Here is a 24,436-nt window from a genome sequence, read left to right as displayed (position 1 = left end):
GCCTCAGCGCCGATCGCCTGTGCCGTCGCTCACGCCCAGCGGCGGCACCACTCGTACATCACAACAGCGGCAGCCGCGGCGGCGTTGATCGAGCGGGTCGAGCCGTACTGGGCGATTTCGACGGTGCCGGATGCCGCGGCCAGCGCCTCGGGCGAGAGTCCCGGCCCTTCCTGCCCGAACAGCAGGACGCAGGCCTGCGGCAGGTCAGCGTCGGGCAGAGGCCGGGACCCCTCGACGTTGTCGATCGCGATGATCGGCAAGCTCGCGGCATCCGCCCACGCGGCGAAGGCCGCGACATCCTCGTGGTGGCGCACGTGCTGGTAGCGGTCGGTGACCATCGCGCCGCGCTTGTTCCAGCGGCGGCGCCCGATGATGTGCACCTCGGCCGCGAGGAAGGCGTTCGCGCTGCGGACGATGGAGCCGATGTTGAGGTCGTGCTGCCAGTTCTCGATGGCGACGTGAAACGGATGCCGCCGCTCATCGAGATCGGCAACAATTGCGTCCATCCGCCAATAGCGATACCGGTCCACGACGTTTCGCCGGTCGCCGCCGGCGAGGAGTTCGGGGTCCAGGTGCGGATCGTCTGGCCACTCCGCCTTACCGCCCGGCCAGGGGCCGACCCCGTGGGAGAGTTCCGGCTCGCTCCCGGGCTCGGACTCGACGTGCACGTCGAGCAATCTATCCGACGGCAGTGTGACTCCGGGGCAGGAGGCGGATGGCTGCGCCCGTCTTCGGCTCGCCATCATCTTTTCGGTTCACCGAAATATCGGTAGGGTTTTCGGCATGCCGAAGTCCCCACCAACTCCCACTCCCCCCGCCTCAGCACCGGTGAGAGCACCCCGGCTGGTGTGGCTCCTCGGCCCGGCGATGGTCGCCGGCGTCGCCTACCTCGACCCCGGCAACGTGGCCAGCAACATGACGGCCGGCGCTCGCTACGGGTACCTGCTGGTGTGGGTGGTCGTGGTCGCGAACGTCATGGCCTGGCTCATCCAGTACCTCTCGGCAAAGCTCGGTGTGGTCACCGGCGAGAGCCTGCCCCAGGCACTCGGGGGGCGAATCCGGAGCGTCTGGGGTCGGCGCCTGTACTGGCTGCAGGCAGAGCTTGTAGCCATGGCGACAGACGTTGCCGAGGTGATCGGCGGCGCCGTTGCCCTGAACCTGCTGTTCGGCATCCCCCTGTTGTGGGGTGGGGTGATCACGGGCGTCGTTTCGCTGGGCCTGCTGATCGTGCAGTCACGCCGCGGCGCCCGACCTTTCGAGGTGATCGTGATCGGGCTCGTGGTGCTCATCGCGGTCGGATTCACCGCCGGAGTCTTCGTCGCACCGCCCGACCCCGCCGGAATCGTCGCCGGCCTCGCCCCCCGGTTCGAAGGCGCCGACTCGGTGCTGCTGGCGGCATCCATCCTCGGGGCCACCGTCATGCCGCACGCAATCTACGCACACTCGGCCCTCAGCCGCGATCGGTTCGCGCCGGTCGCGACTGCCCAGCAGTTCACGTTCGGCTCAGCGGCGGCCGGCCTCGAGTCGGGGCGTGGCGTGTCGACGCGGCGGCTGCTGACCGCCACCCGCTGGGACGTCACGATTGCGATGGTCATCGCTGGCACCGTCAACCTCTGCATCCTGCTGCTGGCCGCGGCGAACCTCGCGGGCGTCCCCGGCACCGACTCGCTCGAAGGCGCCTACGCTGCCCTGCGCGACGGGCTCGGGCCGATCATCGCGACGCTCTTCGCCGTCGGCCTGCTCGCGAGCGGGCTCGCCTCGACAGCCGTCGGGGCCTATGCAGGCGCCGAGATCATGAGCGGCCTGCTCCACATCCGGGTCCCGCTCGTCATCCGGCGCCTGGTCACGCTCGTACCCGCCCTCCTGATCCTCGGATTCGGCGTCGACCCGACCTTCGCGCTCGTGCTCAGCCAGGTCGTACTCTCGTTCGGCATCCCGTTCGCCCTGGTTCCCCTCGTATGGATCACCGCGCGGCGCAGCGTCCTCGGCCCGTTCCGCAACCGACTCACCACGACAGTCCTGGGGGTGGTGTCGGCGGCACTGTTGATCACCCTCAACCTGGTGCTGCTGTGGCTGGTCTTCACCGGCACGTAATCGAGCGCCCGAAACTGACGGGTAGGGTTTCGACATGTCCTCCGCGGCCATCGACGACTATCTGAAGACGATCTACCACCACACGGAGTGGCAGACCGAGCGGATCACGCCGTCGCAGCTCGCGTCCGAGCTCGGACTCGCGCCTTCGAGCGTGACCGAGATGGTTCGAAAGCTCGCCGCGCAAGGACTCGTGACCCACCGCCCGTACGGACCGATCTCGCTGACGGCAGCGGGCGAGCACCGCGCGGCAGCCATCATCCGTCGCCACCGCCTCATCGAGACCTGGCTGGTGCGCGAGTTCGGGTACACGTGGGCTGACGTGCACGAAGAGGCCGAGATTCTCGAACACGCCATCAGCGATCGCCTCCTCGACGGCATCGACGCGCGCCTCGGGAGACCCCGGTTCGATCCCCACGGCGATGCGATTCCGGATGCCGACGGCACGGTGATTCGTGAGCCGTTCGTTCTTCTCGCCGATGCGCCGCTCGGACACTGTGGGCGGGTACTTCGGGTCTCGGACCGCGTTCCGGGCCTGCTCGAGGCTTTGGATGAGGCATCCGTCGATGTGGGAAGCGTCGTGTGCGTCCGCGGCCGCGAGCTGCTCGATGTCGGGGACCGCGCGGTGACACTGCCCGCTGCGGCGCCCGCAGCCATCTGGCTCAGCGCCTGAACCGGTCCGCACCGCGACGACCGTTCAGTCGCGCCTTGACGCGGGTCACAGCCCGCCCGACCCATACAACGACGCGACCGAACCCGAGGGCTGGCTCAGCAGGCGACGGATGCCGCCGCGAAAGGCCAGCGGGTGCGGGTTGCTGCTTCACACGCATCCCAGATGCGTGCCAGGCGTTCGGGGTCGCGCACGATCTTCGGCAGGCGCGCTCGCCGGGGATCGCCCTTGACGAGATAGCGCGGCCCCCAGAACTGCCCACCCCCGATCGAGGGGTCGGCCAGTGCCCGCACGAGCGGCCACGCCCCGCGCTCTTTGGACTGGGTGAAAGGTGTCTGCAGATTGTCGACGAACCGCGTGATCTTGCTCGGTTGGTTCACGCCGTGCAGCCCGATGGTCCGTCCGCTCGTCGAGTACCCCGGGTGAACGACCACACTGTCGACCGGAACACCGTGCTCGCGCAGGCGACGATCTGCTTCCAACCCGAGGGCCGTCGTCACGACCTTCGACTGCACGTACGCACGCCAGCCCGAGTAGCCCTCGGTCAGCTGCAGATCGACCGGGTCATAAGGGGTCAGTGAGATCGACATGCTGCCGAGCCACACCATCCGTCCCCCCGAGCGCGCGAGTGGCACGAGCAACTCCCCCGCGAGCGCGAAGTGCCCGAGTGCGTTCGTGGCAAGCACGACCTCGGCGCCATCGGAGGTCGTCTCGCGGCGCCGCGGCGGATGGACGATGCCCGCGTTCAGCAGCACGCCATCCAGTGGGCCGCGGGTGCGCAAGGATGCCGCCGCCGACCGGATCGAGCCCGGCTTGGCCGTGTCGATGATGAGGGATTCGATGTCGGCTCCCGGAACGCGCCCGGCGAGCGTTGCTCGAGCGGCGGACAGGCGCTTGGGGTTGCGGCCCGACATGATCACATGCGCTCCGGCTCGGGCCAGTTGCTCACTCGCGAAATACCCGAGGCCCGCGTTCGAACCCGTCACGAGGTACGACTGTCCGGAAAGGTCGGGCAGCGACTCGGGATCCCACCGCCTGCGCGTCACGTGATCGACACTAGACCTCCCCGCGCGGGATACGCTGTGGCCATGCGGACCCGAGCAGACGTGGAATGCTGGCTCACCGACATGGACGGCGTGCTCGTCCACGAGAACATCCCCGTTCCCGGCGCGGCTGAGGTGATCGAGGGCTGGCGCGAGCAGGGAGTACCCTTCCTCGTCCTGACGAACAACTCGATCTTCACGCCGCGCGACCTGAGCGCCCGCCTCCGGGCATCCGGTCTCGTCGTGCCCGAAGAGGCGATCTGGACCTCAGCGCTCGCGACGGCGGATTTTCTGCGCGGGCAGGCTCCCGGAGCATCCGCTTTCGTGATCGGCGAGGCAGGACTCACGACGGCGCTTCACGAGGCCGGCTTCATCATGACCGAGAACGACCCCGACTATGTCGTTGTCGGCGAGACCCGCAACTACTCGTTCGAGGCGATCACCAAGGCGATCCGAGCGATTGCCGGCGGAGCGCGATTCATTGCGACGAATCCCGACGCGACCGGGCCCTCAGCAGAGGGCATCCTTCCGGCGACGGGCGCGATCACTGCCCTCATCACGAAGGCCACCGGCAAGGAACCGTACGTCGTGGGAAAGCCCAACCCGATGATGTTCCGCTCGGCGCTGAACCGCATCGGCGCTCACTCGGAATCGACAGGGATGATCGGCGACCGGATGGACACCGACATCGTCGCGGGCATCGAGGCGGGTCTTCACACGGTGCTCGTGCTCACCGGCATCAGTGACCATGCCGAGATCGACCGCTTCCCGTTCCGTCCCGACGAGATCCTGGACTCGATCGCCGAGTTGCTTCCCGCGGAGCCCGAAGAGTCGGAGATGCCTGAGGTGCTGTGATGGGAGCCCTCGACGACGGCGAGCGCGTTGAAGCGACGGATGCCGCGGCCTGGCGCGTCTGGCTCGAGGCCAATCATGCGACCTCGAAGGGGGCATGGTTGGTGCGCGCCCGGCCGGGATCGGGCCTGACGCTCGTCGAGTACGAGGACTCGATCCTCCAGGCGCTGTGCTTCGGGTGGGTCGACGGTCCCGTGCGTGTGTTCGACGAGAATCGGAGCGGACTGTGGTTCGCGCCACGACGGCCGGCCAGCGGCTGGGCAGCGACGAACAAGGCGCGGATCGCGCTCCTGGAGGCGCAGGGCCTGCTGGCCGAGGCCGGCATCCGCGCCGTCGAGATCGCGAAGGCCAACGGCACCTGGACAGTGATGGACGAGGCAGAGGCCGGTATCGATCCGGCTGATCTGGTCGCGGCCTTGGATGCGAACCCCGCAGCGCGCGCGAACTGGGATGCGTTCCCGATGTCTGCTCGCAAGTACGGGCTTCAACAGATCGCGCTGGCCAAGCGCCCCGAGACCCGCGCGGCACGTATTGCGAAGATCGTCGCCAGCGCGGCCGAGGGGAGACGGCCGTGAACGAGGTCGAACAGTCGCTACTGCTGTGGACGTCACTGATCATCATCAGCGGCGCCCTCGTCGTCGCCGTCTGGCAGTGGTGGCGCAGCCGCGACGGCGGCGAGGACTGAGGTATTACTGAGCACTCGTTCAGTAGCGCTGAAACGCGGCGTGCCTCGCCCTCAACCCGCAACACGACGCGACCGAACTCTCAGGACTCAGGTTCAGCCGCGCGAAAGTGTGGGTTCAGCTCGACAGCACCCGCAAGACGGCGCGACTGAACCTTGGGCCTCTGCTCTACTGCGGGGCGAGGCCGAGGTCGTCGAGGTCGATCGCCGCGAGCCAGGTGAGCCCGGCGTCCTCGATCGCGGCCTGCGCGCCGGTCTTTCGGTCGACGATCACGGCAACGGCAACCGGCTCCGCGCCCTCCCGGCGCAGAGCCTCGACGGCCTTGAGCGCGGACTGGCCCGTCGTCGAGGTGTCTTCGAGCACGACAACGCGCTTACCCACGACATCCGCGCCCTCGACCTGACGGCCGCGGCCGTGGTCCTTCGGCTCCTTGCGGACGACGAAGGCGTCGAGCGGATGCTCGGTGTCGACTGATGCGTGCATCACGGCGTTAGCGATGGGGTCGGCACCAAGGGTCAAGCCTCCGACCGCGACGATCGTGTCGGCATCCGTTCCCAGCCCGGTGCGGACGAGGTCGAGCATGATCCGGCCGATCGCGGGCGCCGCCCGATGGTCGAGCGTGAGCTTGCGCATGTCGACGTAATACGAGGCCTTCTTGCCGCTGGACAGGGTGAAGTCGCCATGGAATACAGCCTCGGCGCCGATCAGGGCAATCAGGGCCTGGCGGTCGGCTTCGAGTTCGGGCGTGGAGGAAGCGGTCACAGCCCGAGTCTAGGAAAGAACGAGCAATGTTTCCGTGACATCTATGAGCAGGGTATGGCGGAGGGCTTCTAGATTGGTGTAGCTCGGGCCGCGCCTCATCGCCGAGGACGATGGTCCCGAGGCTGCTGCGAACGCGCCGATAGAGTCGGCCCGTCCGCGAAACCCGCACGCAAGAAGCAAGGGAGTGCGCACATGACCCGCATCGGCATCGTCGCGGAGAGAGGTGGCGAGACTCGCGTCTCCCTCACTCCGCCCACGGTCGTTCGGTTGATCACGCTCGGGTACGAGGTCGCCGTGGAGGCAGGAGCCGGTGCGGCATCCTCGTTCCCCGATGCCGCCTACACGGATGCCGGGGCCGACGTGACCGACCGTGCCGGTGCGTGGGGTGCAGACATCGTCGTGACGGTGAGCTCGCCGACCCCGGAGGACGTGGCGTTGCTTCGAGATGGCGCGACCGTGATCGGAATGCTCGCGCCGGCCTTCCGACCCGAGGTTCGGGAGTCCCTCGCGACCCGCGGGATCACCGCACTCTCATTGGATGCCGTTCCACGCATATCTCGAGCGCAGTCGATGGACGTGCTGAGTTCCATGGCGAACATCTCGGGCTACCGCGCCGTCGTTGAAGCAGCACACGAGTTCGGCCGCTTCTTCACGGGCCAGGTGACAGCTGCCGGGAAGGTTCCGCCGGCGAAGGTGCTGGTCGCTGGCGCGGGCGTTGCGGGACTGGCGGCGATCGGGACGGCAGCAAGCCTTGGCGCCATTGTCCGTGCGACCGACCCGCGGCCCGAAGTCGCCGACCAGGTCAAATCGGTCGGCGGAGAGTACCTCCCCGTCGAGGTCGACGAGGTCATGGAGTCCTCCGACGGGTACGCCAAGGCGACGAGCGAGGCCTATGATCGGCGCGCCGCCGAGATCTACACAGAACAGGCGGCGGATGTCGACATCATCATCACGACAGCCCTCATCCCGGGGCGTGCCGCGCCGCGGCTGATCACGGCGTCCGATGTCGCACAGATGAAGCCCGGCAGCGTCATCGTTGATATGGCCGCTGCGCAGGGCGGAAACGTCGAAGGATCGGTCGCGGGCGAGCGGATCGTGACCGAGAACGGTGTCACGATCCTCGGGTACACCGATCTCGCGGGGCGGCTCCCGGCGCAGGCATCCCAGCTGTACTCGACGAACGTCTACAACCTGATCGCGCTGCTGACCCCCGGCAAGGATGGGCAGCTGACGATCGACTTCGACGACATCGTGCAGCGCGGGGTCACGATCGTGCGCGATGGCGAGTCGACCTGGCCGCCACCGCCCGTGCAGGTCTCGGCTGCGCCGTCGATGGCCGCGGCAGCGCCCGCTCAGAAACCGGAACCGAAGAAGGCGCCAGCCTGGCGCACCCCGGCGCTTCTCGGCGGCGCGGCAATCCTGCTGTTCGTCGTGACCGCGGTCGCGCCGGCTCCGATCCCGCAGCACTTCACGGTGCTGGTCCTGTCGACCATCATCGGCTTCTTCGTTATCGGGAAGGTGCATCACGCCCTCCACACGCCGCTCATGAGCGTGACCAATGCCATCTCGGGCATCATCGTCGTCGGCGCGATGCTGCAACTGGCATCCGGGGAGCTCATCGTTCAGATTCTCGCCGCCGTCGCGGTGCTTCTCGCCAGCATCAACATCTTCGGAGGCTTCGCGGTGACCCGCCGAATGCTCGCCATGTTTTCCAAGGGCACCGACTCGAAAGGTGAGACCCGATGAGCGCCGCGCCGGTCCTTCTCCACAGCAGTGCGTCGGCTTCTGCCGCGAGCGCGTCGGTTGCGGCATCCGTCGCAGGCGCCGCCTACCTCGTCGCGGCGCTGCTGTTCATCCTGAGCCTGCACGGCCTCAGCAAGCACGAGACAGCCCGCCGCGGTGTGCTGTTCGGCATCGCGGGCATGGTTATCGCCATTGCCGCGACGATCTGGCTCACGGTCGAGCAGCTCTGGGGACAGCCGCAGGCCGCGATCGGTCTCACACTGCTGGTGGTCGCGGTGCTGATCGGCGGATCGATCGGGCTGTGGCGCGCACGCGTCGTCGAAATGACCGGGATGCCCGAACTCATCGCGCTCCTCCACAGCTTCGTGGGCCTTGCGGCCGTCATCGTGGGGTGGAACGGAGCACTGGACCCGGGCGAGATCGACGGTGCGCTGCTCGGCATCCATCATGCGGAGGTCTTCATCGGGGTCTTCATCGGGGCCGTGACCTTCACGGGATCGATCGTCGCGTTCCTGAAGCTCTCGGCCCGCATCTCCTCGAAGCCGCTGATGCTGCCGGGCAAGAACGTCCTCAACCTCGGCGCCCTCGTCGCCTTCGTCGGCCTGACGGTCTGGTACGTCATCACGCCGGATCTGTGGCTGCTGATCGTGGTCACGATCCTCGCGCTGCTGCTCGGCTGGCACCTCGTTGCCTCGATCGGCGGCGGCGACATGCCCGTTGTCGTCTCGATGCTCAACAGCTACTCCGGCTGGGCTGCCGCGGCAGCGGGCTTCATCCTCAGCAATGACCTGCTCATCGTCACGGGCGCCCTCGTCGGGTCCTCCGGCGCCTACCTGTCGTACATCATGTGCCGCGCCATGAACCGGTCGTTCATCTCCGTCATCGCGGGCGGGTTCGGGATCGAGGCGCCGAGATCGACGGATGCCGAGACCGGCGAGCACCGCGAGATCGACGTCACCAGCGCCGCCGAGCTTCTCGCCGAGGCCGACCGGGTCATCATCACGCCGGGCTACGGCATGGCTGTCGCTCAGGCACAGTACCCGGTCGCGGAGCTGACGGCGAAGCTGCGCGAGCGCGGCGTGGACGTGAGGTTCGGCATCCATCCCGTCGCGGGACGCCTTCCCGGGCACATGAACGTGCTGCTGGCCGAGGCCAAGGTGCCGTACGACATCGTGTTCGAGATGGACGAGATCAACGACGACTTCGGTGAGACATCCGTCGTGCTCGTCATCGGCGCGAACGACACCGTCAACCCCGCCGCCGCCGAGGACCCGGGCAGCCCGATCGCCGGGATGCCGGTGCTGCGGGTCTGGGAGGCCGACAACGTCATCGTCTTCAAGCGGTCGATGGCCTCGGGCTACGCGGGCGTGCAGAATCCACTGTTCTTCCGCGAGAACGCCCAGATGCTCTTCGGCGACGCGAAGGAGAAGGTCGAGCAGATCCTGCGGGAGCTGTAGGCGCAGCATCCGTTTCTGCGGCGTCAGCGGGGACTGCGGGCGAGGAACGGATGTGGCCAGGCGCCGAGTGCGACCACCGCGAGGACGACCTGAACGAGGCCGGTGCCGAAGTAGATGCCGTCAAGCGGCGACCACACGAGCATGATGGCGATCTCGACGAAGATCCAGATCATCATGACGAGCCCGGCCGCCGCATGCAGACCGGCCGCGAGGCGGAAACGCCAGTACTGCGCAGCAAGCGCGAGCGCCTGCGATCCGCCCACGACGACCCCAAGGATGACGCCGGGCCAGACATACGACGTGAAGACGGACCCCTCGATCCACTCCGCCGGGATGGGCATGAATCCGAGGGGGAGCCCTGCCATGCCCAGCAACGCGGATGCCAGATTGAACCAGGCGACAACCTGGAGCGATATCGACACCCACCGCGAGCCGGTCATACGGCGCACGCTACGCCGCGACCGAACCCCGGACGAAGAGGTGGGCCGGATCAATTCCCCCAGGCAGAATCGGGTGGTGTCGCTAACTCAGCAATCTCGACCGCCGTACAGCCTTCCCGCGCCGGTATGACCGGACGTGGGACCGGAACTCAGGAGTTAGCCACACCACGCACCGAGCACCGGCCCGGAGCCGGTGAGGTCGGCGGGCGACTCTAGGCTGAGTTCATGCGCCTTGCCACCTGGAACGTGAACTCCGTCCGCGCCCGGGTCGACCGGATCGTCGACTTCGCGGTGCGTGAAGACATCGACGTGCTGGCGATGCAAGAGATCAAGTGCAAGGTCGAGCAGTTCCCGTTCGAGCAGTTCGAGCAGGCGGGCTTCCACGTCGAGGCCCACGGGTTCTCGCAGTGGAACGGTGTCGCAATCGCCAGCCGCTCCCGCCCGACCGAGGTCGAGACCGCCTTCCCCGGGATGCCCGGCTTCGCCAAGGGGCACGAGGGTCCGGATGCTCCGCAAGAAGCCCGCGCGATCGGGGCGACCATCGACGGCGTGCGTGTCTGGAGCCTCTACGTCCCCAACGGCCGCGCCCTCGAAGACCCCCACTACGTCTACAAGCTCCACTGGCTCGAGGCGCTGCGCCAGTACACCGCCAGCACCCTGGCTGCGACCCCCGACCTGCCGCTGGCCCTGGTCGGCGACTTCAACATCGCCCCGACGGATGCCGACAACGGCGACCCCGCGATCGTTGAAGGATTCTCGACCCACGTCTCGGCCCCCGAGCGCGAGGCCTTCACCGCTCTCGAGCAGGCGGGACTCGCCGACGTCGTCAGGCCCCTGGTTCCAACGGGATTCACCTATTGGGACTACAAGCAGCTGCGCTTCCCGCGGAACGAGGGTCTGCGGATCGACTTCATCCTCGGCTCTCGCACTGTGGCGGATGCCGTAACGGATGCCGCCATTCACCGCAACGAGCGCAAGGGCGAGGCCCCGAGCGATCACGTCCCCGTGGTCGTGGATCTCGACCGCGCGCGGCTGTCGCCGGGGGAAGACGACCAGGACGATGACCGTCCGATGATCTTCGGCTGACGCGGCCCCACCGAGGTGCCCGGCGCCTAGGGTGAGTGCATGAGAGTGCAGCTCATCGGCATTGGGACGGCGGTGCCGGAGTTCGCGCTCTCGCAATCCCAGGTGAGGGACCTGTTCCTCGCTGAGCCGGATATCGCACCCCTGACGGCACGGCTCATCCGCGCCGCCTACGACAACTCGGCGATCGAGCGGCGCCACACCGTCATCGAAGACTTCGCGAGTGGCGGCGGAACCTTCCTCGAGCCGGAGAGCCGTGTCATCCGTAGTCCGGGGACGGGCCCCCGCAACGAGCTCTACGCACGCGAAGCGCCGAAGCTGTCCGAGACGGCGGCGCGGCGCGCCCTGCACAACGCCGGAGTGCAGCCGAGCGAGATCACCCACGTGGTCACCGCCAGCTGCACCGGCTTCTACGCCCCCGGACCCGAGTACCGACTGGTCCGCGACCTCGGACTCGATCCCACCGTCGAGCGCGAACACATCGGTTTCATGGGATGCGCCGCAGCGATCCCAGCGCTGCGTTCGGCGTGGCGCATCTGCCTCACCGAGCCGACGGCAACGGTCTTGGTTTCGTGCACCGAAGTGTGCTCGATCCACATGCGGTCATCGCCCGACCCCGATCAGATCGTCGCCTCTGCTGTTTTCGCCGACGGCGCAGCAGCGGCGGTCGTGACCGCCCGGCCTCCAGAACGCGGCGAACCTCGCGAGCTACCCGCACCGTCCCGGGCGCTGGAACTCACGGGCTTCACCACCGCCCTCACCACCGACGGCGAGCAGGACATGGCGTGGATCATCGGCGACCACGGCTTCGAGATGACACTCACCGGCAATGTTCCTCGCATCGTCGGACGCGAGGTCCGCGCAGCGCTCGCGCCGGTGCTCGAGCGCACCGGCGCGATTGATCAGTGGGTGGTGCACCCGGGCGGGCGCAGCATCCTGGACAGGTTCGAGCAGGCGATGGATCTCGACGAATCAGCTCTCCAGCGATCCCGAGCGATCCTGCGCGACAACGGGAACATGTCCTCTGCCACCGTGCTGTTCATCCTCGCCGACCTTCTCGGAGATCCCACGGCGGAGACGGGCCAGCAGGTGCTCATCACGGCGTTCGGACCCGGCCTGGCCGTCGAGAGCGCGACGGCCAGGGTTACTGCGCGCGAACCTCACGAGTCAGCGGCAAGCGTGCTCGAAGAACAGGCGGCCAGTGCGCGTTCGTGAGGCGGACCTTCGCGAACTGATGGACGATCCGCGCTGCGACGAGCGGATGCTTCTGCGCACGGTCCGCCGGTTCGGTCTGGTCAACCGGGCGGTGTCGGGGTGGGGCGCGATCTACCGATCCCGTCTGCGCCCCTACCTTCGCTCCCGAGCTGACGAACTGCGTGAGGCACCGGTCCGGATTCTCGACGTCGGATGCGGCGGCGGCGATGTCACTCTGACCCTCGCACGACGCGCCCGAGCAGACGGCTTCGCGGTGGAGGTGTGCGGAATCGATCCCGACACGCGGTGCCTGTCTGTCGCGAGGTCGCGTCCATCCGAGCCCGGCGTGACCTTCCGCGGCGCGTACGCCGCAGACCTCGTCGAGGCGGGCGAAGAGTTCGATGTCGTCGTCTCGAACCACGTCCTTCATCACCTCAGCCGGGACCAGCTTCACGAGCTGTTCGCGCACACCGACGCGCTGGGTGCCGAGCTCGCGCTGCACAACGACATCGCCCGCAGCAGAACGGCATGGGGCCTCTACAGCCTCGGCATCCTGCCGTTCGCGCCCGGGACCTTCTTGTTCACCGACGGACTGCGCTCGATCCGCCGCTCATACACTCTCGCCGAGCTCCAGCGAGAGATCCCGCCGGGATGGACGGTGACGTCGCCGGCCCCGTTCCGCGTTATCGCCACTCGAAGCTCGCGCACCACCGGCGGGGTGTGATCCATGCGTGTCGTGATCGTTGGCGCCGGTCCGGTGGGCACGCTGCTGGGCGCCGAGCTTGCCCGCCTGGGAGTGGAACACGTCACGCTCGAAGCGCGTGAGGCCCCCGGCGCCGGATCCCGTGCGATCGGCATCCATTCGGCTGCGCTGTCGGCGATGTCAGCCTCGGGGGTGACCGATCGCATCCTCGCCGCGTGCCTGCAGGTCCGCGAAGGCGAGGCCAGGGTCGGCGGCCGGACCGTGACCACGATCCGCTTCGGAGCGGTGCGCACCGGCTCCCTCGCATCCTTTCCGTTCGTGGCAACCCTTCCGCAGGCCGCCACCGAGGCCGCGATCGCCGGCGCGGCGGCCGACCACGGCGCCGCCGCCCCACAGCGCGGAATCCGGGTGCTCGAGGTGATCGACGAGGGATCGTCGTGTCGGGTGATCACCGACCGCGGCGAGGTGCGCGGCGATGCGGTCGTGATCGCGGCGGGGTCTCGCTCCCGCCGCATCAGTAGCCTCACCCGGGACGGGAAGCGCCGCGCGTACCCCGACCGGTACGTCATGGCCGATGCTCCCGATGACACCGACGACGGGCCTCGCGCCATCGTTCACCTGCATCCAGACGGCGTCCTGGAGTCCTTCCCCCTGCCCGGCGGCCTGCGGCGATATGTCGCCTGGCACCGCCCGGGCTCCACAGCTACCGCAACTGACGACGCGGCCACCCTGCGCGACGCCGTCAGCCGGCGTGCGGGATCCTCTGCCGACATGATCACGACCGCGACGACCTTCGGGGTCGGCCGATTCGTCGCACGCCGGATGCTGCGCGGACGGGTTCTCGCGATCGGTGACGCGGCCCACGAGGTGAGCCCCATCGGCGGGCAGGGCTCAACCTCGGACTCATCGATGCGGCGACGCTCGCCCCGCTGCTCGCGGAGTGGGGCAGAACCGGCGAGCCTCCTGCCGAGCTTGCCGCGTGGGAACGCAGGCGAAGATCCGCCGCGAGGACTGCAGCCCGGATTGCGGCGCTGAACACCGTGGCCGGTCGCGGCCACGGCAGCTTGGGCGCCGCGACGCGGCTCGCCGGCATCCGTCTCGCGCCCGCGCGGCTCCTCGCACACGCCTACGGGATGGGATTCGATCCGGATGCCCGGGCACCCCACTTCAGGCCACGAACGCGGTGACGACCAGCTGAGCAGCAAGGATCAGACCCGCCGCCATCACGAGGCGGAAGACCAGGCGGTCCGGCTTCCGGAGAGCGCGGAGCAGGCCCGCAACCGCGCAGGCCACAACGCTCGCTGACGCAGCGAGCGCCACGGCGGGGGGCGCCTCGCCGAACGATCCGACCAGCACGACAACGGTCCCCGCGATGACGGCGGCGAACGCGGCTATCGCACTCGGCGTGGCACCGATCCGGTGACCGAGTCCGCGCACACCCGTCGCCTCGTCGTCGGCGAGATCCGGCAGCACGTTGGTCAGGTGAACCGCCACACCCAGCAGCGCACCGGCGGCTCCCTGCCACCACGGAGCCACCGCAGGCAGGGCAGCTGCCAGGGTTGCGAGCGAGGGCAGGATGCCGAAACTCACCGCGAACGGGATCACCGATGCCCATGTGAACTTCAGCCAGGCGTTGTACGCCCACGCCGAGGCCAGAGCGATGCCATGGGCGAGGCAGAACTGCCACCCGATAACGCCGGAGACACCCAGCGCGAGCACGAGCGCGACGCCCGCTGCAGCAGCGACCGCTCTGCGCGAGATCACGCCCGCCGCGATCGGCTTGTCGCGACGCCCGACGGCGATATCGCGCGGGGCGTCGATGGCGTCGTTGGACCATCCCACAGACAGTTGGCCGAAGAGCACAGCCGCGACGGTCAGGGCGATGCGCTCCACTCCGATGCCTGCGCCGACGGCGAGCAATCCGGCGAGCGTCGTGACGACCACCGTCGGCCCAGGATGCGAGCACGCCAGCAACGCGAGCACCCGGCCCCCGAATCCTGTCGTGACCGGGGAGGTCTGCCGGCTCGCCATGCCCTCACAGTACGCGTCAGCACACCGCGCCCGGCACGCCGAACGCAGGATCAATCCGCACTGCCGACCCCTGGCGACTCGTCTCACCCGTCTGATCCTGCGATCGGGACCGTGGCTGGCCGCTTCCAGCAGGCGCGAGGCCTCCCCCATGAGACGGATGTGACGTGGCATGGGATCGACGTAGCGTGGATGGGTGAGTGATCCGACGCGTGCCACCTCGTGGTGGGTTCCGCTGCGAGGCGATGTCTGGCTAGCAGTGGCACTGTTCGTCACGGCGGTGCTGAGTACGGCCCTCGGCTCGGTCGCCGGGATCTACAGCCAGACCGAGGTCGACCTCCGTTTCGCCCTCCTGTATGCCTTCGGCGTCACAGCACCACTCGCATGGCGGCGCCGCCTACCCAGCACGGTCGCGGTCGCGGTGTCGATCGCGTTCTTCCTCGGCATGATGGCGCGCATCCCGGAGCTCTACGTGGGAAACGTTGCCGTCTTCATCGCCTTCTACACGGTCGGGGCGTGGGTAGACGATCGGCGCCGCGCCTTCATCGTGCGCATGGTGATCATCGTGGGGATGTTCATCTGGCTGCTGGTGACGATGTTCATCGATGCGACAGCCCCCACCGACGAGGGACTGTCGCGCGCAGGGCTTTTCTCGCCCTACGTGGCGTTCATGCTCATCCAGTTCCTCGTGAACGTCGCCTTCTTCGGCGGTGCGTACTATTTCGGCAACCGCACGTTCGAGTCGCGCCGCCAGCGCGAGGTCCTTGCCGAGCGGACCGTCGAGCTCGAACGGGGAGCGCGAGACGACCGCCGCGCAAGCCGTCGCCCTCGACCGCGTCCGCATCGCTCGCGAACTGCACGATGTGGTGGCCCACCATGTCTCTGCCATGGGCGTGCAGGCTGCCGCGGCGCGGACGGTGTGGGATGCCGATCCGGATGCCGCGCGGCGCGCCCTCATCGACATCGAGCAGGCAGCGCGTGATGCCCTCGTGGAGTTGCGCCAGTTGCTCGAGACACTTCGCACGCCCGTCGACGACGACCCCAGCGACGCATCGACAGTGGGACTGGACGCACTGCCTGCCCTTGTCGCGCATGCCAACGAAAACGGGCTCCCGACGACTCTGACGATCATCGGTGAGCCGGCGCCAGTAGCGCCCACGGTACAGGTCAACGCCTTCCGAATCACGCAAGAAGCCCTGACCAACGCCCGTCGTCACGGCGGCCCGGATGCCGCGGCCGACGTCCGCGTGCGGTATCTACCCGCGGCGCTCGAGGTCGAGATCGTGAACTCCGGAAGACCCTCACTCTCCTCCCAGAGCGGGCTCGGACTTCTCGGCATGCGCGAGCGGGCAGCCGCGTCCGGCGGCTCGCTCGAGATCTCACCACGCCGTGACGGAGGCTTCCGGGTTCGCCTGACGATCCCCCGTCCTGAGGCGGTGAGCGCGTGAGTACTCGGGTCCTGCTGGTCGACGATCATGCGCTCATGCGCGCTGGCTTCCGCCTCATCCTCGACAGCGCTCCCGACCTGGAGGTCGTCGGGGAGGCCGCTACCGGCGAGGAGGCTGTGCGCGCGGCATCCGAGCTCGCGCCCGACGTCGTCTGCATGGATGTGCAAATGCCCGGGATGGGAGGGCTCGCCGCGACGCGCCAGATCGTCGCCGACCCCGGGCTCGAGTGCGCCGTCGTGATCGTCACCACCTTCGATCGGGATGACTACCTCTTCGAGGCCCTCGAGGCTGGGGCGAGCGGCTTTTTGCTGAAGAACGCAGCGCCCGAGGATCTGCAGTCTGCCGTGCGGGTAGCTGCGGCCGGCGACGCGCTGCTGGCCCCCGAGGTGACTCGCCGCGTCATCGCACGGTTCGCGGCTGCACCGCCGACGCCGACACCACCGGCAGCGGCCGACCTCACCGAGCGCGAGTCGGAGGTTCTGCGTCTGATGGCGCAGGCGATGAGCAACGCTGAGATCGCGGCGCACCTGATCATCGGCGAGGCAACGGTGAAGACCCACGTCTCCAACGTGTTGCTCAAACTCGGCGTCCGCGACCGCGTCGCCGCTGTCGTCTATGCATACCGTCACGGGCTGGCCTGACCCGGGAACCCGCCTCCCCCGCGCGAGGGAGGACATGACCCGCCTCGAGGCGGATGCGCGGCGAGGCGCGGCTTCCTAGCCTGGAGGTACCGAGTGAGAGGAGCAACATGCTCGAGTTGTCGCACGTGACCAAGAGTTATGGCGCGCACCGTGTTCTGAACGATCTGTCGTTCACTGTCAGGCCCGGCCGGTTGACCGGCTTCGTCGGAGGGAACGGTGCGGGAAAGACCACGACGATGCGCATCATCCTCGGGGTGCTTGCCAAGGATGACGGGTCGGTCACCATCAATGGTGCCGCGCTGACCTCGGCGGACAGGCGCCGCTTCGGCTACATGCCCGAAGAACGCGGGCTCTACCCGAAGATGAAGGTCGGCGAGCACATCACCTATCTCGCCCGGCTGCACGGGTTCGACAAGGGCGAGGCGGAGGCGAGGTCTATCGCCCTCCTCGAGCAGCTCGGGCTCGGGGAGCGCCTGAACGACACCGTCGAGAAACTCTCACTCGGTAACCAGCAGCGGGCGCAGATCGCCGCTGCGCTGGTGCACGAGCCCGACGTGCTCATCCTCGATGAGCCCTTCTCGGGGCTCGATCCCCTCGCTGTCGACGTGGTCGCAGACGTCTTGCACCGCCGCGCGGCTGCCGGCGTCTCCGTCTTGTTCTCGTCGCACCAGCTCGACGTCGTCGAGCGCCTCTGCGATGACATCGTCATCATCGCCGGCGGAGAGATCCGCGCCGCCGGCAGCAGCGAGCACCTGCGCCAGCAGCACTCGGGGCACCGCTACGAACTGCGCACTGCCGGCGACCTCGGCTGGCTGCGCGAGGAACCTGGTATCACGGTGGTCGAGTTCGACGGCGGAAACGCCCTTTTCGATGCGGCCGAGGACGCCGCCGCCCAGCGCGTCCTGCAGCGCGCGGCAAGCGAGTCGAGCATCGAGCGCTTCGCCCCCGTTCGCCCGACGCTCGCACAGATTTTCAAGGAGGTCATCCAGTGACTACCGCCGCTCCGACATCCACGCCCCGCGGCTTCCAGAATGTCTGGCTCGTTGCCGAACGTGAGGTGGGCTCCAAGCTGCGCAGCCGCGCCTTCGTGATCTCGACAATCATCACCCTGCTCATCGCGCTCGCCGCCGTCATCTGGGGCGGGTTCTCTGCCGGCAATCCGTCTGCCACGCGGGTCGCGGTCACCTCATCGACGGCAGCCGCGGTGCAGAAGGTCCCCGGGGTCGAGGTGACGCAGGTCGCCGACCAGGATGCCGCGGAAGCTCTCGTCCGCAGCGGTGAGGTCAGCGCGGCTGTTGTCGATGACGCATCCTCGCCCACCGGTGTGGTCGTCATCGCCGAGGACTCGCCACCGACATCGCTCCTGATGGGACTGTCGGAGTCGCCGTCGGTCGAGCTCCTGGACCCGGCATCCGTCGACTTTGCCTTGCGGTACTTCGTCTCCCTGGGGTTCGGGATCGTGTTCCTGTTGGCGGCATCCCTCTTCGGCGGGACCATCGCCCAGAGCGTCGTCGAAGAGAAGCAGACCCGCGTCGTCGAGTTGCTCCTGTCGGCAATGCCGGCGCGAACGCTCCTGGCGGGCAAGATCATCGGGAACACCATCCTGGCAATGGCGCAGATCCTGCTCCTTGCCACGATCGCCGTGGTTGGGCTGATCGTCACCGGGCAAAGCGAGGTGCTTCAGGGGCTCGGTGCCCCGATCGCCTGGTTCGCGATCTTCTTCCTGTTCGGGTTCGTGCTGCTGGCGTCGCTGTTCGCGGCGGCGGGTTCGCTCGTCTCGCGCATGGAGGACATCGGCTCAACGACCGCGCCGCTGACGATGCTCATCATGGCGCCGTACTTCCTGGTGATCTTCGCAGGCGACAACCCTGTCGTGCTCACCGTGATGTCGTACGTGCCGTTCTCGGCGCCAGTCGGGATGCCGCTTCGGCTGTACCTCGGAGAGGCGCAGTGGTGGGAGCCGATCCTGTCCCTCGTCATCCTCATCGCCACCTGTGTCGCTGCGATCGTGCTGGCGGCAAAGATCTACGAACGCTCGATCCTGCGCATGGGTGCACGCGTCTCATGGCGCGAGGCACTCAAGACCCCGTGATCTGAATGCCCCGGCTATCCCGCGTCGGTCCCGTCTCCGCCTCGGAGCGCGGGACCGTCGCGGGGATCACGACTGTTGCGCGCTACTCCCGGTCGGCGGCGCGGCCATGGTGTCCAGCCAGCGCGTCGGCGGCCCGGACGAGGGCAAGGTGCGAGAGAGCTTGAGGCGTGTTCCCCGCCTGACGGGCGCCCTCGACGTCGTACTCCTCTGAGAGCAAGCCGACGTCGTTGGCGAAGCCGCAGAGACGGGTCATGAGCGCCATCGCGTCATCCACACGACCGCTGTTCGCATACTGCTCCACGAGCCAGAACGAGCAGGCGAGGAACGGATGCTCGGTGCCCGCGAGACCGTCCACCCCGCTCTCGGTGCGATAGCGGTGCAGGAGTCCGTCCACCATGAGCGTGCGTTCCATCTCGGCGACGGTGCCCAGCATCCGCGGGTCATCGTGCGCGACGAACCCCACCTGCGCAAGCAACAGCAGTGAGGCATCCACTTCGGTCGACCCGTAGTGCTGCACGAAGTGGCCGCGCTCGGCGTCGAAACCGTGCGCGTCGATCTCCGCCCGCACCTGGTCACGCAGCTTCTCCCACTTCTGCGCGTCGCCGGGAAGACCATAGTCGCGCACCGCCCGCGCACCGCGGTCGAACGCAGCCCAGATCATCGCTCGAGAGTGCGTGAACTTCTGCGGCTCGCCACGAATCTCCCAGATGCCGTTGTCAGGCTTGTCGAAGTGGCGCTCGACGAACGCGAGCATCGCCCGCTGCAGTGCCCACGAGAAGTCGGTCTCTTCGACCCCAGCCACACGGGCCGCCTCAAGGGCCACCATCACTTCGCCGATGACATCGCCCTGGTACTGGTCGGAGGCACCGTTTCCGATCCGCACCGGCGCCGACCCCTCATATCCGGGCAGCGACGCGAGTTCGCGCTCGACCAGATCGCGCTCTCCCGCAAGCCCGTACATGATCTGCAGATCCTTGGGGTCGCCCGCGATAGCGCGCAGCAGCCACTGCCGCCAGCGCGCCGTCACACGCAGGAAGCCGTGGGAGATGAGCGCCTCGATCGTCAGCGCGGCATCGCGCAGCCACACGTAGCGGTAGTCCCAGTTGCGCACTCCACCGAAGTCTTCGGGAAGGGAGGTGGTAGCCGCCGCGACGATACCGCCGGTGTCTTCGTGCGTCAGTGCGCGAAGCACCATGAGCGAGCGCACGACCTCATCTTCGAACGGGCCATCGTGGTCGACACGTCCCGCCCACTCACGCCACCAGTGCAGCGTGTGGGTGAGCATTCGATCGACATCGGCGGGGTCCGGTGCCTCCCGGTGAGACGGGAACCAGGTCAGGGTCAGATCCACCCCGCTGCGCGCTTTGACCGTGAACGATCCGCGGTGCACATGGTCGTCGGGGTTCATCTCGACACCACGCACCAGTACGGCATCCGGCCCCGCGATGGCCAGCAACGCCGGTTCAACGTGGCTGCCTACCTGACGCACCCACGGGAGCGCGCGAGCGTAGTCGAAGCGCATCCGCAACTCAGTTGTGAAATCGACGTGTCCCGAGACCCCCTCGACGCGCCGCACGAGCTCTACCCGACCGCCGTCGATCGGCATGAACTCGCGCACCTCCGCGACACCCGTCGATGTCTCCCAGCGGGTGACGAGCACGAACGTGTCGTCCTCGTAGTACCGCGCCACCGTGGCATCGGGGTCGGCAGCGCGGATGGTCCAGTGACCGTGCTTCTTCTCACCGAGCAGCGCGCCGAAGATCGACGGAGAGTCGTATCTCGGTAGGCACAGCCAGTCAATGCTTCCCTCGCGGGAGACGAGAGCAGCCGTGCGGCAGTTGCTCAAAATCGCGTAGTCCTCGATCGGCGCGGCCATGTCCCGATTGTGTCAGTCCCCGGCAAGGTTCGCGGTAGATCGACCGCACACGCGGCATCCCAGCTGGTGTCGCTTACCTCTCGTCCCCACGACTTCCCGACGAATCTGCCTGCCGGACACACAGCGTCGATAAGGTGGCGACATGGCCGACCAGACGACGACGCTCATGATTCTCGGCGCATCGGGGGACCTCACCTCCCGGTTGCTGCTGCCTGCTCTCGGCCAGCTGCTCTCGCGGCAGCCCGGTCGCCAGGTGCGCCTGCGCGGCGCGGGGATGGATGACTGGACCGACGAGCACTGGCGCGAGACCGTCCGCACCGCCTTTGCGTCGATGGATGCCGAGGACGCGTTCCAGAAGGTCGCCGACACGACCTACACGAAGGCCGACATCACCGCACCCGACGACCTCACTTCGCTGCTCTCCGAGACGCACGGCCGAATCGCCCTGTACTTCGCGGTTCCGCCGGCAATCGCCGCCAAAGCCTGCGAATCACTGTCGTCGGTCGACCTTCCCGACGGACTCATCCTGGCTCTTGAGAAGCCGTTCGGGACGGATGCCGAGAGCGCCCACGCGCTCAACGAGAAGCTCGCAGCGCTCGTCCCCGAGAGCCAGGTATTCCGCGTCGATCACTTCCTCGGCCGCTCGATGTCGCTGAACATCATCGGCGCGCGCTTTGCCAACCGCGTCCTCGAGCCGATCTGGTCAGCTGAGCACATCGAGTCGATCGACATCACCTACGACGAGAAGCTCGGGCTCGAGGGGCGGGCCGGCTACTACGACAAAGCCGGGGCACTGCGCGACATGATCCAGAGCCACCTCCTGCAGCTGATGGCGCTCGTGACGATGGAGCCGCCGGCAACCCTCGGTGAGCAGGACCTCCGAGGCGCGACGACGTCGGCTCTGCTGGCCACCCGCATCTGGGACGACGACCCGGTAGCTTCCTCGCGCCGCGGGCGATACACGGCCGGAACGATCGACGGCCGTGAGCTGCCGAACTACGTCGACGAGCCGGGGGTGGATCCCGACCGTGAGACCGAGACCCTCGCCGAGGTCGTGCTCGAAGTGCGCAACAACCGCTGGGCGGGTGTTCCCATCACGATGCGCTCGGGCAAGGCGGTCGGCGATCCGGTCAAGGAGATCCTCATCCGGTTCCGCCCGGTTCGGCACCTGCCCGACGGATTCACCGGTGCGACCCACGGTTCGCGCCTGCGGTTCACCCTGGGCCCCGACCGGATGTCGCTCGGCTTGAATGTCAACGGCGCCGACGACCCCTTCGCGCTCACCTGGGCAAAGCTCAGCGCCGACCTCGGTGAGGGTGCGCTCCTGGCGTACGCCGAAGTACTCTCCGAGATCCTCGACGGCGACCCGACCCTGTCGGTGCGCGGTGATGCTGCCGAGCAGTGCTGGCGCATCGTGCAGCCCGTGCTGGATGCCTGGAAAGCCGACGAGGTTCCCCTTCAGGACTACCCGGCGGGATCGCATGGACCCGCCGACTGGCCCGACCGCGACTACTGAGCCGGACCGTCAGCCTCGAGGACGGGGATCAGCGCTCCACGACCACCCCGTCGGCATCCGCCCAGACGTGCCTGCCCGGAGTGAACACGACGCCGCCGATCGTCACGGGGACGTCCAGGTCGCCGACGCCGTCCTTGGCGCTCTTGCGCGGGTTCGAACCGAGAGCCTTGACCCCGAGGTCGAGTCGCCCGATCGCTTCGCGGTCGCGAATCGCGCCGTACACGAGGATGCCTGACCAACCGTTCTCGACCGCGGATCCCGCGATGAGATCTCCGACCAGCGCCGAATCGAGCGAGCCACCCCCGTCGATCACGAGCACGCCACCGCGTCCCGGAGTTGCCAGGGTCGCCTTCACCAGGGCGTTGTCGCGAAAGCAGCGCACCGTACGGATCGAGCCGTCGAAGGCGACCCGGCCACCGATATCCTGCAGCTGGATGCCCAGCGAATCGAGCTCATCACCGCGTTCGTCGAACAGGTCTGCCGTCGCAATCGTCATGCTCTGACGCTATCCGTGCGTACCGCTGCGTCCGCGGACCGGTAACCGGAAAGAACCGGCAGACTTCCGAGTCCCGCAAGCGTCCCGGTCGCGACCGGTACGGGCAATACTCGAAGGATGACGACCCACCCCGCAGAGCATCGTCCCGTGCGCGTCGGTGTGCAGCTCGCACCCCAGCACTCTTCCTATTCTCAGATCCGCGACGCCATCCTTCGCGCAGAAGATCTGGGGGTCGACGCGATCTTCAACTGGGACCACTTCTTCCCGCTCACTGAGCCGCTCGAGGCTGAGCACTACGAGGCGTGGACGATGCTCGCCTCCATCGCCGAACTCACCGAGCGGGTGGAGTTCGGCCCGCTCGTCAACTGCAGTTCGTACCGCAACCCCGACCTGCAGGCCGACATGGCCCGCACCGTCGACCACATCAGCGCAAAGGCGGGACGGGTCGGCTGATCTTCGGCACGGGCTCGGGCTGGGCCGAGAAGGACTACCTCGAGTACGGCTACGAGTTCGGCACCGTCGGATCACGCCTGAACGATCTGCGCGACGACCTCGGGCGTATCCGTCGCCGATGGGAGCTGCTGGATCCGGCGCCGACGCGAGACATTCCGATCCTCATCGGCGGGCAGGGCGAGCAGAAGACGCTCCGGCTCGTGGCCGAGCACGCCGCTATCTGGCACACGTTCACGCCGATTGAGAAGATCCCCCACAAGCTCGACGTGCTTCACGACTGGTGCGCGCGCGTCGGCCGGGATCCCGCCGACATCGAGATCGCGACGGGTTTCACTCCGCGCGGGTTCGGGCCGCTGCTGGAACAGGATGCCCTGGAGCGGCTGCATCCGCTCGGGGTGCGCTTCATCATCCCCTCGATCGACGGGCCGGACTACGACCTCTCCCCCGTGAAGCCGCTGCTGGAGTGGCGAGACCGGATGAACGGAGCCTGACGCGGCGCGGGGAATACCAAGCGAAATTGGGTGTTGACCGAAGAGGACGACGGGGTCCGTTCCGATAATCCTCAACACCGGGAGAAGTCATGACCACCATCGCCCCGTCCAATGCCCTGCTCGACGTCCTCGCGAACCGCCGCAGCACTCGGGTCTTCGATGCCGAGCGCCCGATTGACGAGTCAGCACTGTCGGCAGCTCTCGAAGCTGCGCGCTGGGCGCCGTCGGCAGCAAACACTCAGCCGTGGCGACTGATCGTCGCACGGCGCGGCACCGACGCGTTCTCGCAGATCTCGAATGCGCTCACCGGTTTCAACCAGGTCTGGGCTGTCAATGCGGGAGCACTCGTGGTCTTTCTTGCCGACACCGAGCATGACGGCGTGGAGTTGCCGTGGGCCGAGTATGACGCGGGCCAGGCCGCTGCGCACTTCACCGTGCAGGCACATGCCGACGGCCTGATGACACACCAGATGGGAGGGTTCGATCGCGCCGCGATCGCTGCCGCGTTCTCCCTTCCCGAGACCGTTCGCCCGCTCACCGTCATGGCTGTCGGGAACCTGGGCGATCTTGACGCCGCAGACGACGCGGTCCGCGAACGTGAGGCCGCGCCGCGCATCCGTCGTCCGCTGTCGGAGACTGTGCTGGTCGACGCCTGATTTCGTCCGAGACAGACG

General features: G+C 67.8%; 26 protein-coding genes. 19 read left to right on the top strand and 7 right to left on the bottom strand.

Features of this window, described 5'->3' with window-relative positions:
- Positions 1-29: 29 nt before the first annotated feature.
- On the bottom strand, positions 30-743 hold the full coding sequence (locus ACQVDU_RS07905) for a TrmH family RNA methyltransferase (RefSeq protein ID WP_443476787.1): 714 nt from the start codon (positions 741-743) through the stop codon (positions 30-32).
- Between the two features lie 40 nt (positions 744-783).
- Between ACQVDU_RS07905 and ACQVDU_RS07900 the strand changes: the two genes are divergently transcribed.
- Both ACQVDU_RS07900 and ACQVDU_RS07895 read left to right on the top strand, forming a co-directional pair.
- Positions 784-2,094 carry an Nramp family divalent metal transporter gene (locus ACQVDU_RS07900; protein ID WP_443476786.1) on the top strand — a complete coding sequence of 437 codons (1,311 nt, stop codon included), beginning with the start codon at positions 784-786 and terminating at the stop codon, positions 2,092-2,094.
- Positions 2,095-2,128: 34 nt separating this feature from the next.
- Positions 2,129-2,764, top strand: a complete 636-nt coding sequence (locus ACQVDU_RS07895; protein ID WP_292707261.1) for a metal-dependent transcriptional regulator — start codon at positions 2,129-2,131, stop codon at positions 2,762-2,764.
- Positions 2,765-2,859: 95 nt separating this feature from the next.
- Here the strand turns inward: ACQVDU_RS07895 and ACQVDU_RS07890 are convergent, their stop codons facing one another.
- Complete coding sequence (locus tag ACQVDU_RS07890) at positions 2,860-3,807, bottom strand: SDR family NAD(P)-dependent oxidoreductase (protein WP_443476785.1); 948 nt, start codon at positions 3,805-3,807, stop codon at positions 2,860-2,862.
- A gap of 42 nt (positions 3,808-3,849) precedes the next feature.
- Between ACQVDU_RS07890 and ACQVDU_RS07885 the strand changes: the two genes are divergently transcribed.
- Both ACQVDU_RS07885 and ACQVDU_RS07880 read left to right on the top strand, forming a co-directional pair.
- The gene (locus tag ACQVDU_RS07885) at positions 3,850-4,659 is read left to right on the top strand and encodes an HAD-IIA family hydrolase (protein WP_292707255.1); all 810 of its coding nucleotides are present in this window, start codon (positions 3,850-3,852) and stop codon (positions 4,657-4,659) included.
- Positions 4,659-5,231, top strand: coding sequence for a YdeI/OmpD-associated family protein (locus ACQVDU_RS07880; RefSeq protein ID WP_331791988.1), 573 nt, complete (start codon positions 4,659-4,661; stop codon positions 5,229-5,231). Before ACQVDU_RS07885 ends, ACQVDU_RS07880 begins: the two co-directional genes overlap by 1 nt.
- 276 nt (positions 5,232-5,507) lie before the next feature.
- On the opposite strand, the gene pyrE is transcribed toward ACQVDU_RS07880, so the two are convergent.
- Positions 5,508-6,101 (bottom strand): orotate phosphoribosyltransferase, encoded by a 594-nt coding sequence (gene pyrE / locus ACQVDU_RS07875; protein ID WP_331791989.1) that lies wholly within the window; start codon positions 6,099-6,101, stop codon positions 5,508-5,510.
- 192 nt (positions 6,102-6,293) lie between these two features.
- On the opposite strand from pyrE, the gene ACQVDU_RS07870 reads away from it, so the two are divergent.
- Together ACQVDU_RS07870 and pntB are read left to right on the top strand one after the other, a co-directional pair.
- Complete coding sequence (locus ACQVDU_RS07870) at positions 6,294-7,847, top strand: Re/Si-specific NAD(P)(+) transhydrogenase subunit alpha (protein ID WP_443476784.1); 1,554 nt, start codon at positions 6,294-6,296, stop codon at positions 7,845-7,847.
- Positions 7,844-9,301: a Re/Si-specific NAD(P)(+) transhydrogenase subunit beta gene (gene pntB, locus ACQVDU_RS07865; protein ID WP_292707243.1), complete on the top strand. Its 1,458-nt coding sequence runs from the start codon at positions 7,844-7,846 to the stop codon at positions 9,299-9,301. The genes ACQVDU_RS07870 and pntB overlap by 4 nt, the downstream gene beginning before the upstream one ends.
- A 23-nt stretch (positions 9,302-9,324) precedes the next feature.
- Here pntB and ACQVDU_RS07860 read toward each other — a convergent pair whose 3' ends face one another.
- A complete protein-coding gene (locus ACQVDU_RS07860; RefSeq protein WP_443476783.1) occupies positions 9,325-9,741 on the bottom strand; it encodes a hypothetical protein in 417 nt (138 codons plus the stop codon).
- A 225-nt stretch (positions 9,742-9,966) separates the two neighbouring features.
- Here ACQVDU_RS07860 and ACQVDU_RS07855 point away from each other — a divergent pair, with 225 nt between their 5' ends.
- The 4 genes from ACQVDU_RS07855 to ACQVDU_RS07840 are packed head-to-tail and all read left to right on the top strand — an operon-like array spanning position 9,967 to position 13,756.
- Positions 9,967-10,827 carry an exodeoxyribonuclease III gene (locus ACQVDU_RS07855; protein WP_331791993.1) on the top strand — a complete coding sequence of 287 codons (861 nt, stop codon included), beginning with the start codon at positions 9,967-9,969 and terminating at the stop codon, positions 10,825-10,827.
- Positions 10,828-10,866: 39 nt separating this feature from the next.
- Positions 10,867-12,039 carry a type III polyketide synthase gene (locus tag ACQVDU_RS07850; RefSeq protein ID WP_443476782.1) on the top strand — a complete coding sequence of 391 codons (1,173 nt, stop codon included), beginning with the start codon at positions 10,867-10,869 and terminating at the stop codon, positions 12,037-12,039.
- A complete protein-coding gene (locus ACQVDU_RS07845) occupies positions 12,026-12,742 on the top strand; it encodes a methyltransferase domain-containing protein (protein WP_443476781.1) in 717 nt (238 codons plus the stop codon). Before ACQVDU_RS07850 ends, ACQVDU_RS07845 begins: the two co-directional genes overlap by 14 nt.
- Positions 12,743-12,745: 3 nt before the next feature.
- Positions 12,746-13,756, top strand: coding sequence for an FAD-dependent monooxygenase (locus ACQVDU_RS07840; RefSeq protein ID WP_443476780.1), 1,011 nt, complete (start codon positions 12,746-12,748; stop codon positions 13,754-13,756).
- A gap of 132 nt (positions 13,757-13,888) precedes the next feature.
- Here the strand turns inward: ACQVDU_RS07840 and ACQVDU_RS07835 are convergent, their stop codons facing one another.
- A complete protein-coding gene (locus tag ACQVDU_RS07835) occupies positions 13,889-14,752 on the bottom strand; it encodes a UbiA family prenyltransferase (RefSeq protein WP_443476779.1) in 864 nt (287 codons plus the stop codon).
- A gap of 193 nt (positions 14,753-14,945) precedes the next feature.
- Between ACQVDU_RS07835 and ACQVDU_RS07830 the strand changes: the two genes are divergently transcribed.
- The 5 genes from ACQVDU_RS07830 to ACQVDU_RS07810 all read left to right on the top strand — a co-directional run bounded on the left by ACQVDU_RS07830 (position 14,946) and on the right by ACQVDU_RS07810 (position 18,930).
- Positions 14,946-15,731, top strand: a complete 786-nt coding sequence (locus ACQVDU_RS07830) for a DUF7134 domain-containing protein (protein ID WP_443476778.1) — start codon at positions 14,946-14,948, stop codon at positions 15,729-15,731.
- The gene (locus tag ACQVDU_RS07825; RefSeq protein ID WP_443476777.1) at positions 15,637-16,197 is read left to right on the top strand and encodes a sensor histidine kinase; all 561 of its coding nucleotides are present in this window, start codon (positions 15,637-15,639) and stop codon (positions 16,195-16,197) included. Before ACQVDU_RS07830 ends, ACQVDU_RS07825 begins: the two co-directional genes overlap by 95 nt.
- The gene (locus ACQVDU_RS07820; RefSeq protein ID WP_443476776.1) at positions 16,194-16,838 is read left to right on the top strand and encodes a response regulator; all 645 of its coding nucleotides are present in this window, start codon (positions 16,194-16,196) and stop codon (positions 16,836-16,838) included. Before ACQVDU_RS07825 ends, ACQVDU_RS07820 begins: the two co-directional genes overlap by 4 nt.
- A gap of 107 nt (positions 16,839-16,945) precedes the next feature.
- Positions 16,946-17,830 carry an ABC transporter ATP-binding protein gene (locus ACQVDU_RS07815; protein WP_443476775.1) on the top strand — a complete coding sequence of 295 codons (885 nt, stop codon included), beginning with the start codon at positions 16,946-16,948 and terminating at the stop codon, positions 17,828-17,830.
- On the top strand, positions 17,827-18,930 hold the full coding sequence (locus ACQVDU_RS07810) for an ABC transporter permease (protein WP_443476774.1): 1,104 nt from the start codon (positions 17,827-17,829) through the stop codon (positions 18,928-18,930). Before ACQVDU_RS07815 ends, ACQVDU_RS07810 begins: the two co-directional genes overlap by 4 nt.
- 82 nt (positions 18,931-19,012) lie before the next feature.
- On the opposite strand, the gene ACQVDU_RS07805 is transcribed toward ACQVDU_RS07810, so the two are convergent.
- Positions 19,013-20,806 (bottom strand): glycoside hydrolase family 15 protein, encoded by a 1,794-nt coding sequence (locus tag ACQVDU_RS07805; RefSeq protein ID WP_443476773.1) that lies wholly within the window; start codon positions 20,804-20,806, stop codon positions 19,013-19,015.
- A 142-nt stretch (positions 20,807-20,948) separates the two neighbouring features.
- Here ACQVDU_RS07805 and ACQVDU_RS07800 point away from each other — a divergent pair, with 142 nt between their 5' ends.
- The gene (locus tag ACQVDU_RS07800; RefSeq protein ID WP_443476772.1) at positions 20,949-22,322 is read left to right on the top strand and encodes a glucose-6-phosphate dehydrogenase; all 1,374 of its coding nucleotides are present in this window, start codon (positions 20,949-20,951) and stop codon (positions 22,320-22,322) included.
- A 28-nt stretch (positions 22,323-22,350) separates the two neighbouring features.
- On the opposite strand, the gene rraA is transcribed toward ACQVDU_RS07800, so the two are convergent.
- Positions 22,351-22,818: a ribonuclease E activity regulator RraA gene (rraA, locus tag ACQVDU_RS07795; protein ID WP_443476771.1), complete on the bottom strand. Its 468-nt coding sequence runs from the start codon at positions 22,816-22,818 to the stop codon at positions 22,351-22,353.
- A gap of 117 nt (positions 22,819-22,935) precedes the next feature.
- On the opposite strand from rraA, the gene ACQVDU_RS07790 reads away from it, so the two are divergent.
- From ACQVDU_RS07790 to ACQVDU_RS07780, 3 genes are all read left to right on the top strand, one after another.
- Positions 22,936-23,271, top strand: coding sequence for an LLM class flavin-dependent oxidoreductase (locus ACQVDU_RS07790; RefSeq protein ID WP_443476770.1), 336 nt, complete (start codon positions 22,936-22,938; stop codon positions 23,269-23,271).
- Positions 23,184-23,762, top strand: a complete 579-nt coding sequence (locus tag ACQVDU_RS07785) for an LLM class flavin-dependent oxidoreductase (RefSeq protein WP_363498959.1) — start codon at positions 23,184-23,186, stop codon at positions 23,760-23,762. Before ACQVDU_RS07790 ends, ACQVDU_RS07785 begins: the two co-directional genes overlap by 88 nt.
- A gap of 89 nt (positions 23,763-23,851) precedes the next feature.
- Positions 23,852-24,418 carry a nitroreductase family protein gene (locus tag ACQVDU_RS07780; protein ID WP_292707198.1) on the top strand — a complete coding sequence of 189 codons (567 nt, stop codon included), beginning with the start codon at positions 23,852-23,854 and terminating at the stop codon, positions 24,416-24,418.
- The last annotated feature ends 18 nt before the right edge of the window (positions 24,419-24,436 follow it).

The sequence above is a fragment of the Microbacterium sp. F2 genome (assembly GCF_052274505.1).
Classification (GTDB): domain Bacteria; phylum Actinomycetota; class Actinomycetes; order Actinomycetales; family Microbacteriaceae; genus Microbacterium.
Note: the sequence above shows the minus strand (reverse complement) of the source record. Positions and strands in the feature narration are given on the sequence as shown.

Excerpts from the sequence above, each read along its gene's own strand:
- ACQVDU_RS07905 (WP_443476787.1), bottom strand. The coding sequence starts at position 743 with ATGGCGAGCCGAAGACGGGCGCAGCCATCCGCCTCCTGCCCCGGAGTC.
- ACQVDU_RS07900 (WP_443476786.1), top strand. The coding sequence starts at position 784 with ATGCCGAAGTCCCCACCAACTCCCACTCCCCCCGCCTCAGCACCGGTG.
- ACQVDU_RS07895 (WP_292707261.1), top strand. The coding sequence starts at position 2,129 with ATGTCCTCCGCGGCCATCGACGACTATCTGAAGACGATCTACCACCAC.
- ACQVDU_RS07885 (WP_292707255.1), top strand. The coding sequence starts at position 3,850 with ATGCGGACCCGAGCAGACGTGGAATGCTGGCTCACCGACATGGACGGC.
- ACQVDU_RS07880 (WP_331791988.1), top strand. The coding sequence starts at position 4,659 with ATGGGAGCCCTCGACGACGGCGAGCGCGTTGAAGCGACGGATGCCGCG.
- ACQVDU_RS07870 (WP_443476784.1), top strand. The coding sequence starts at position 6,294 with ATGACCCGCATCGGCATCGTCGCGGAGAGAGGTGGCGAGACTCGCGTC.
- pntB (WP_292707243.1), top strand. The coding sequence starts at position 7,844 with ATGAGCGCCGCGCCGGTCCTTCTCCACAGCAGTGCGTCGGCTTCTGCC.
- ACQVDU_RS07860 (WP_443476783.1), bottom strand. The coding sequence starts at position 9,741 with ATGACCGGCTCGCGGTGGGTGTCGATATCGCTCCAGGTTGTCGCCTGG.
- ACQVDU_RS07855 (WP_331791993.1), top strand. The coding sequence starts at position 9,967 with ATGCGCCTTGCCACCTGGAACGTGAACTCCGTCCGCGCCCGGGTCGAC.
- ACQVDU_RS07850 (WP_443476782.1), top strand. The coding sequence starts at position 10,867 with ATGAGAGTGCAGCTCATCGGCATTGGGACGGCGGTGCCGGAGTTCGCG.
- ACQVDU_RS07840 (WP_443476780.1), top strand. The coding sequence starts at position 12,746 with ATGCGTGTCGTGATCGTTGGCGCCGGTCCGGTGGGCACGCTGCTGGGC.
- ACQVDU_RS07835 (WP_443476779.1), bottom strand. The coding sequence starts at position 14,752 with ATGGCGAGCCGGCAGACCTCCCCGGTCACGACAGGATTCGGGGGCCGG.
- ACQVDU_RS07825 (WP_443476777.1), top strand. The coding sequence starts at position 15,637 with ATGGGCGTGCAGGCTGCCGCGGCGCGGACGGTGTGGGATGCCGATCCG.
- ACQVDU_RS07815 (WP_443476775.1), top strand. The coding sequence starts at position 16,946 with ATGCTCGAGTTGTCGCACGTGACCAAGAGTTATGGCGCGCACCGTGTT.
- ACQVDU_RS07805 (WP_443476773.1), bottom strand. The coding sequence starts at position 20,806 with ATGGCCGCGCCGATCGAGGACTACGCGATTTTGAGCAACTGCCGCACG.
- ACQVDU_RS07800 (WP_443476772.1), top strand. The coding sequence starts at position 20,949 with ATGGCCGACCAGACGACGACGCTCATGATTCTCGGCGCATCGGGGGAC.
- rraA (WP_443476771.1), bottom strand. The coding sequence starts at position 22,818 with ATGACGATTGCGACGGCAGACCTGTTCGACGAACGCGGTGATGAGCTC.
- ACQVDU_RS07790 (WP_443476770.1), top strand. The coding sequence starts at position 22,936 with ATGACGACCCACCCCGCAGAGCATCGTCCCGTGCGCGTCGGTGTGCAG.
- ACQVDU_RS07780 (WP_292707198.1), top strand. The coding sequence starts at position 23,852 with ATGACCACCATCGCCCCGTCCAATGCCCTGCTCGACGTCCTCGCGAAC.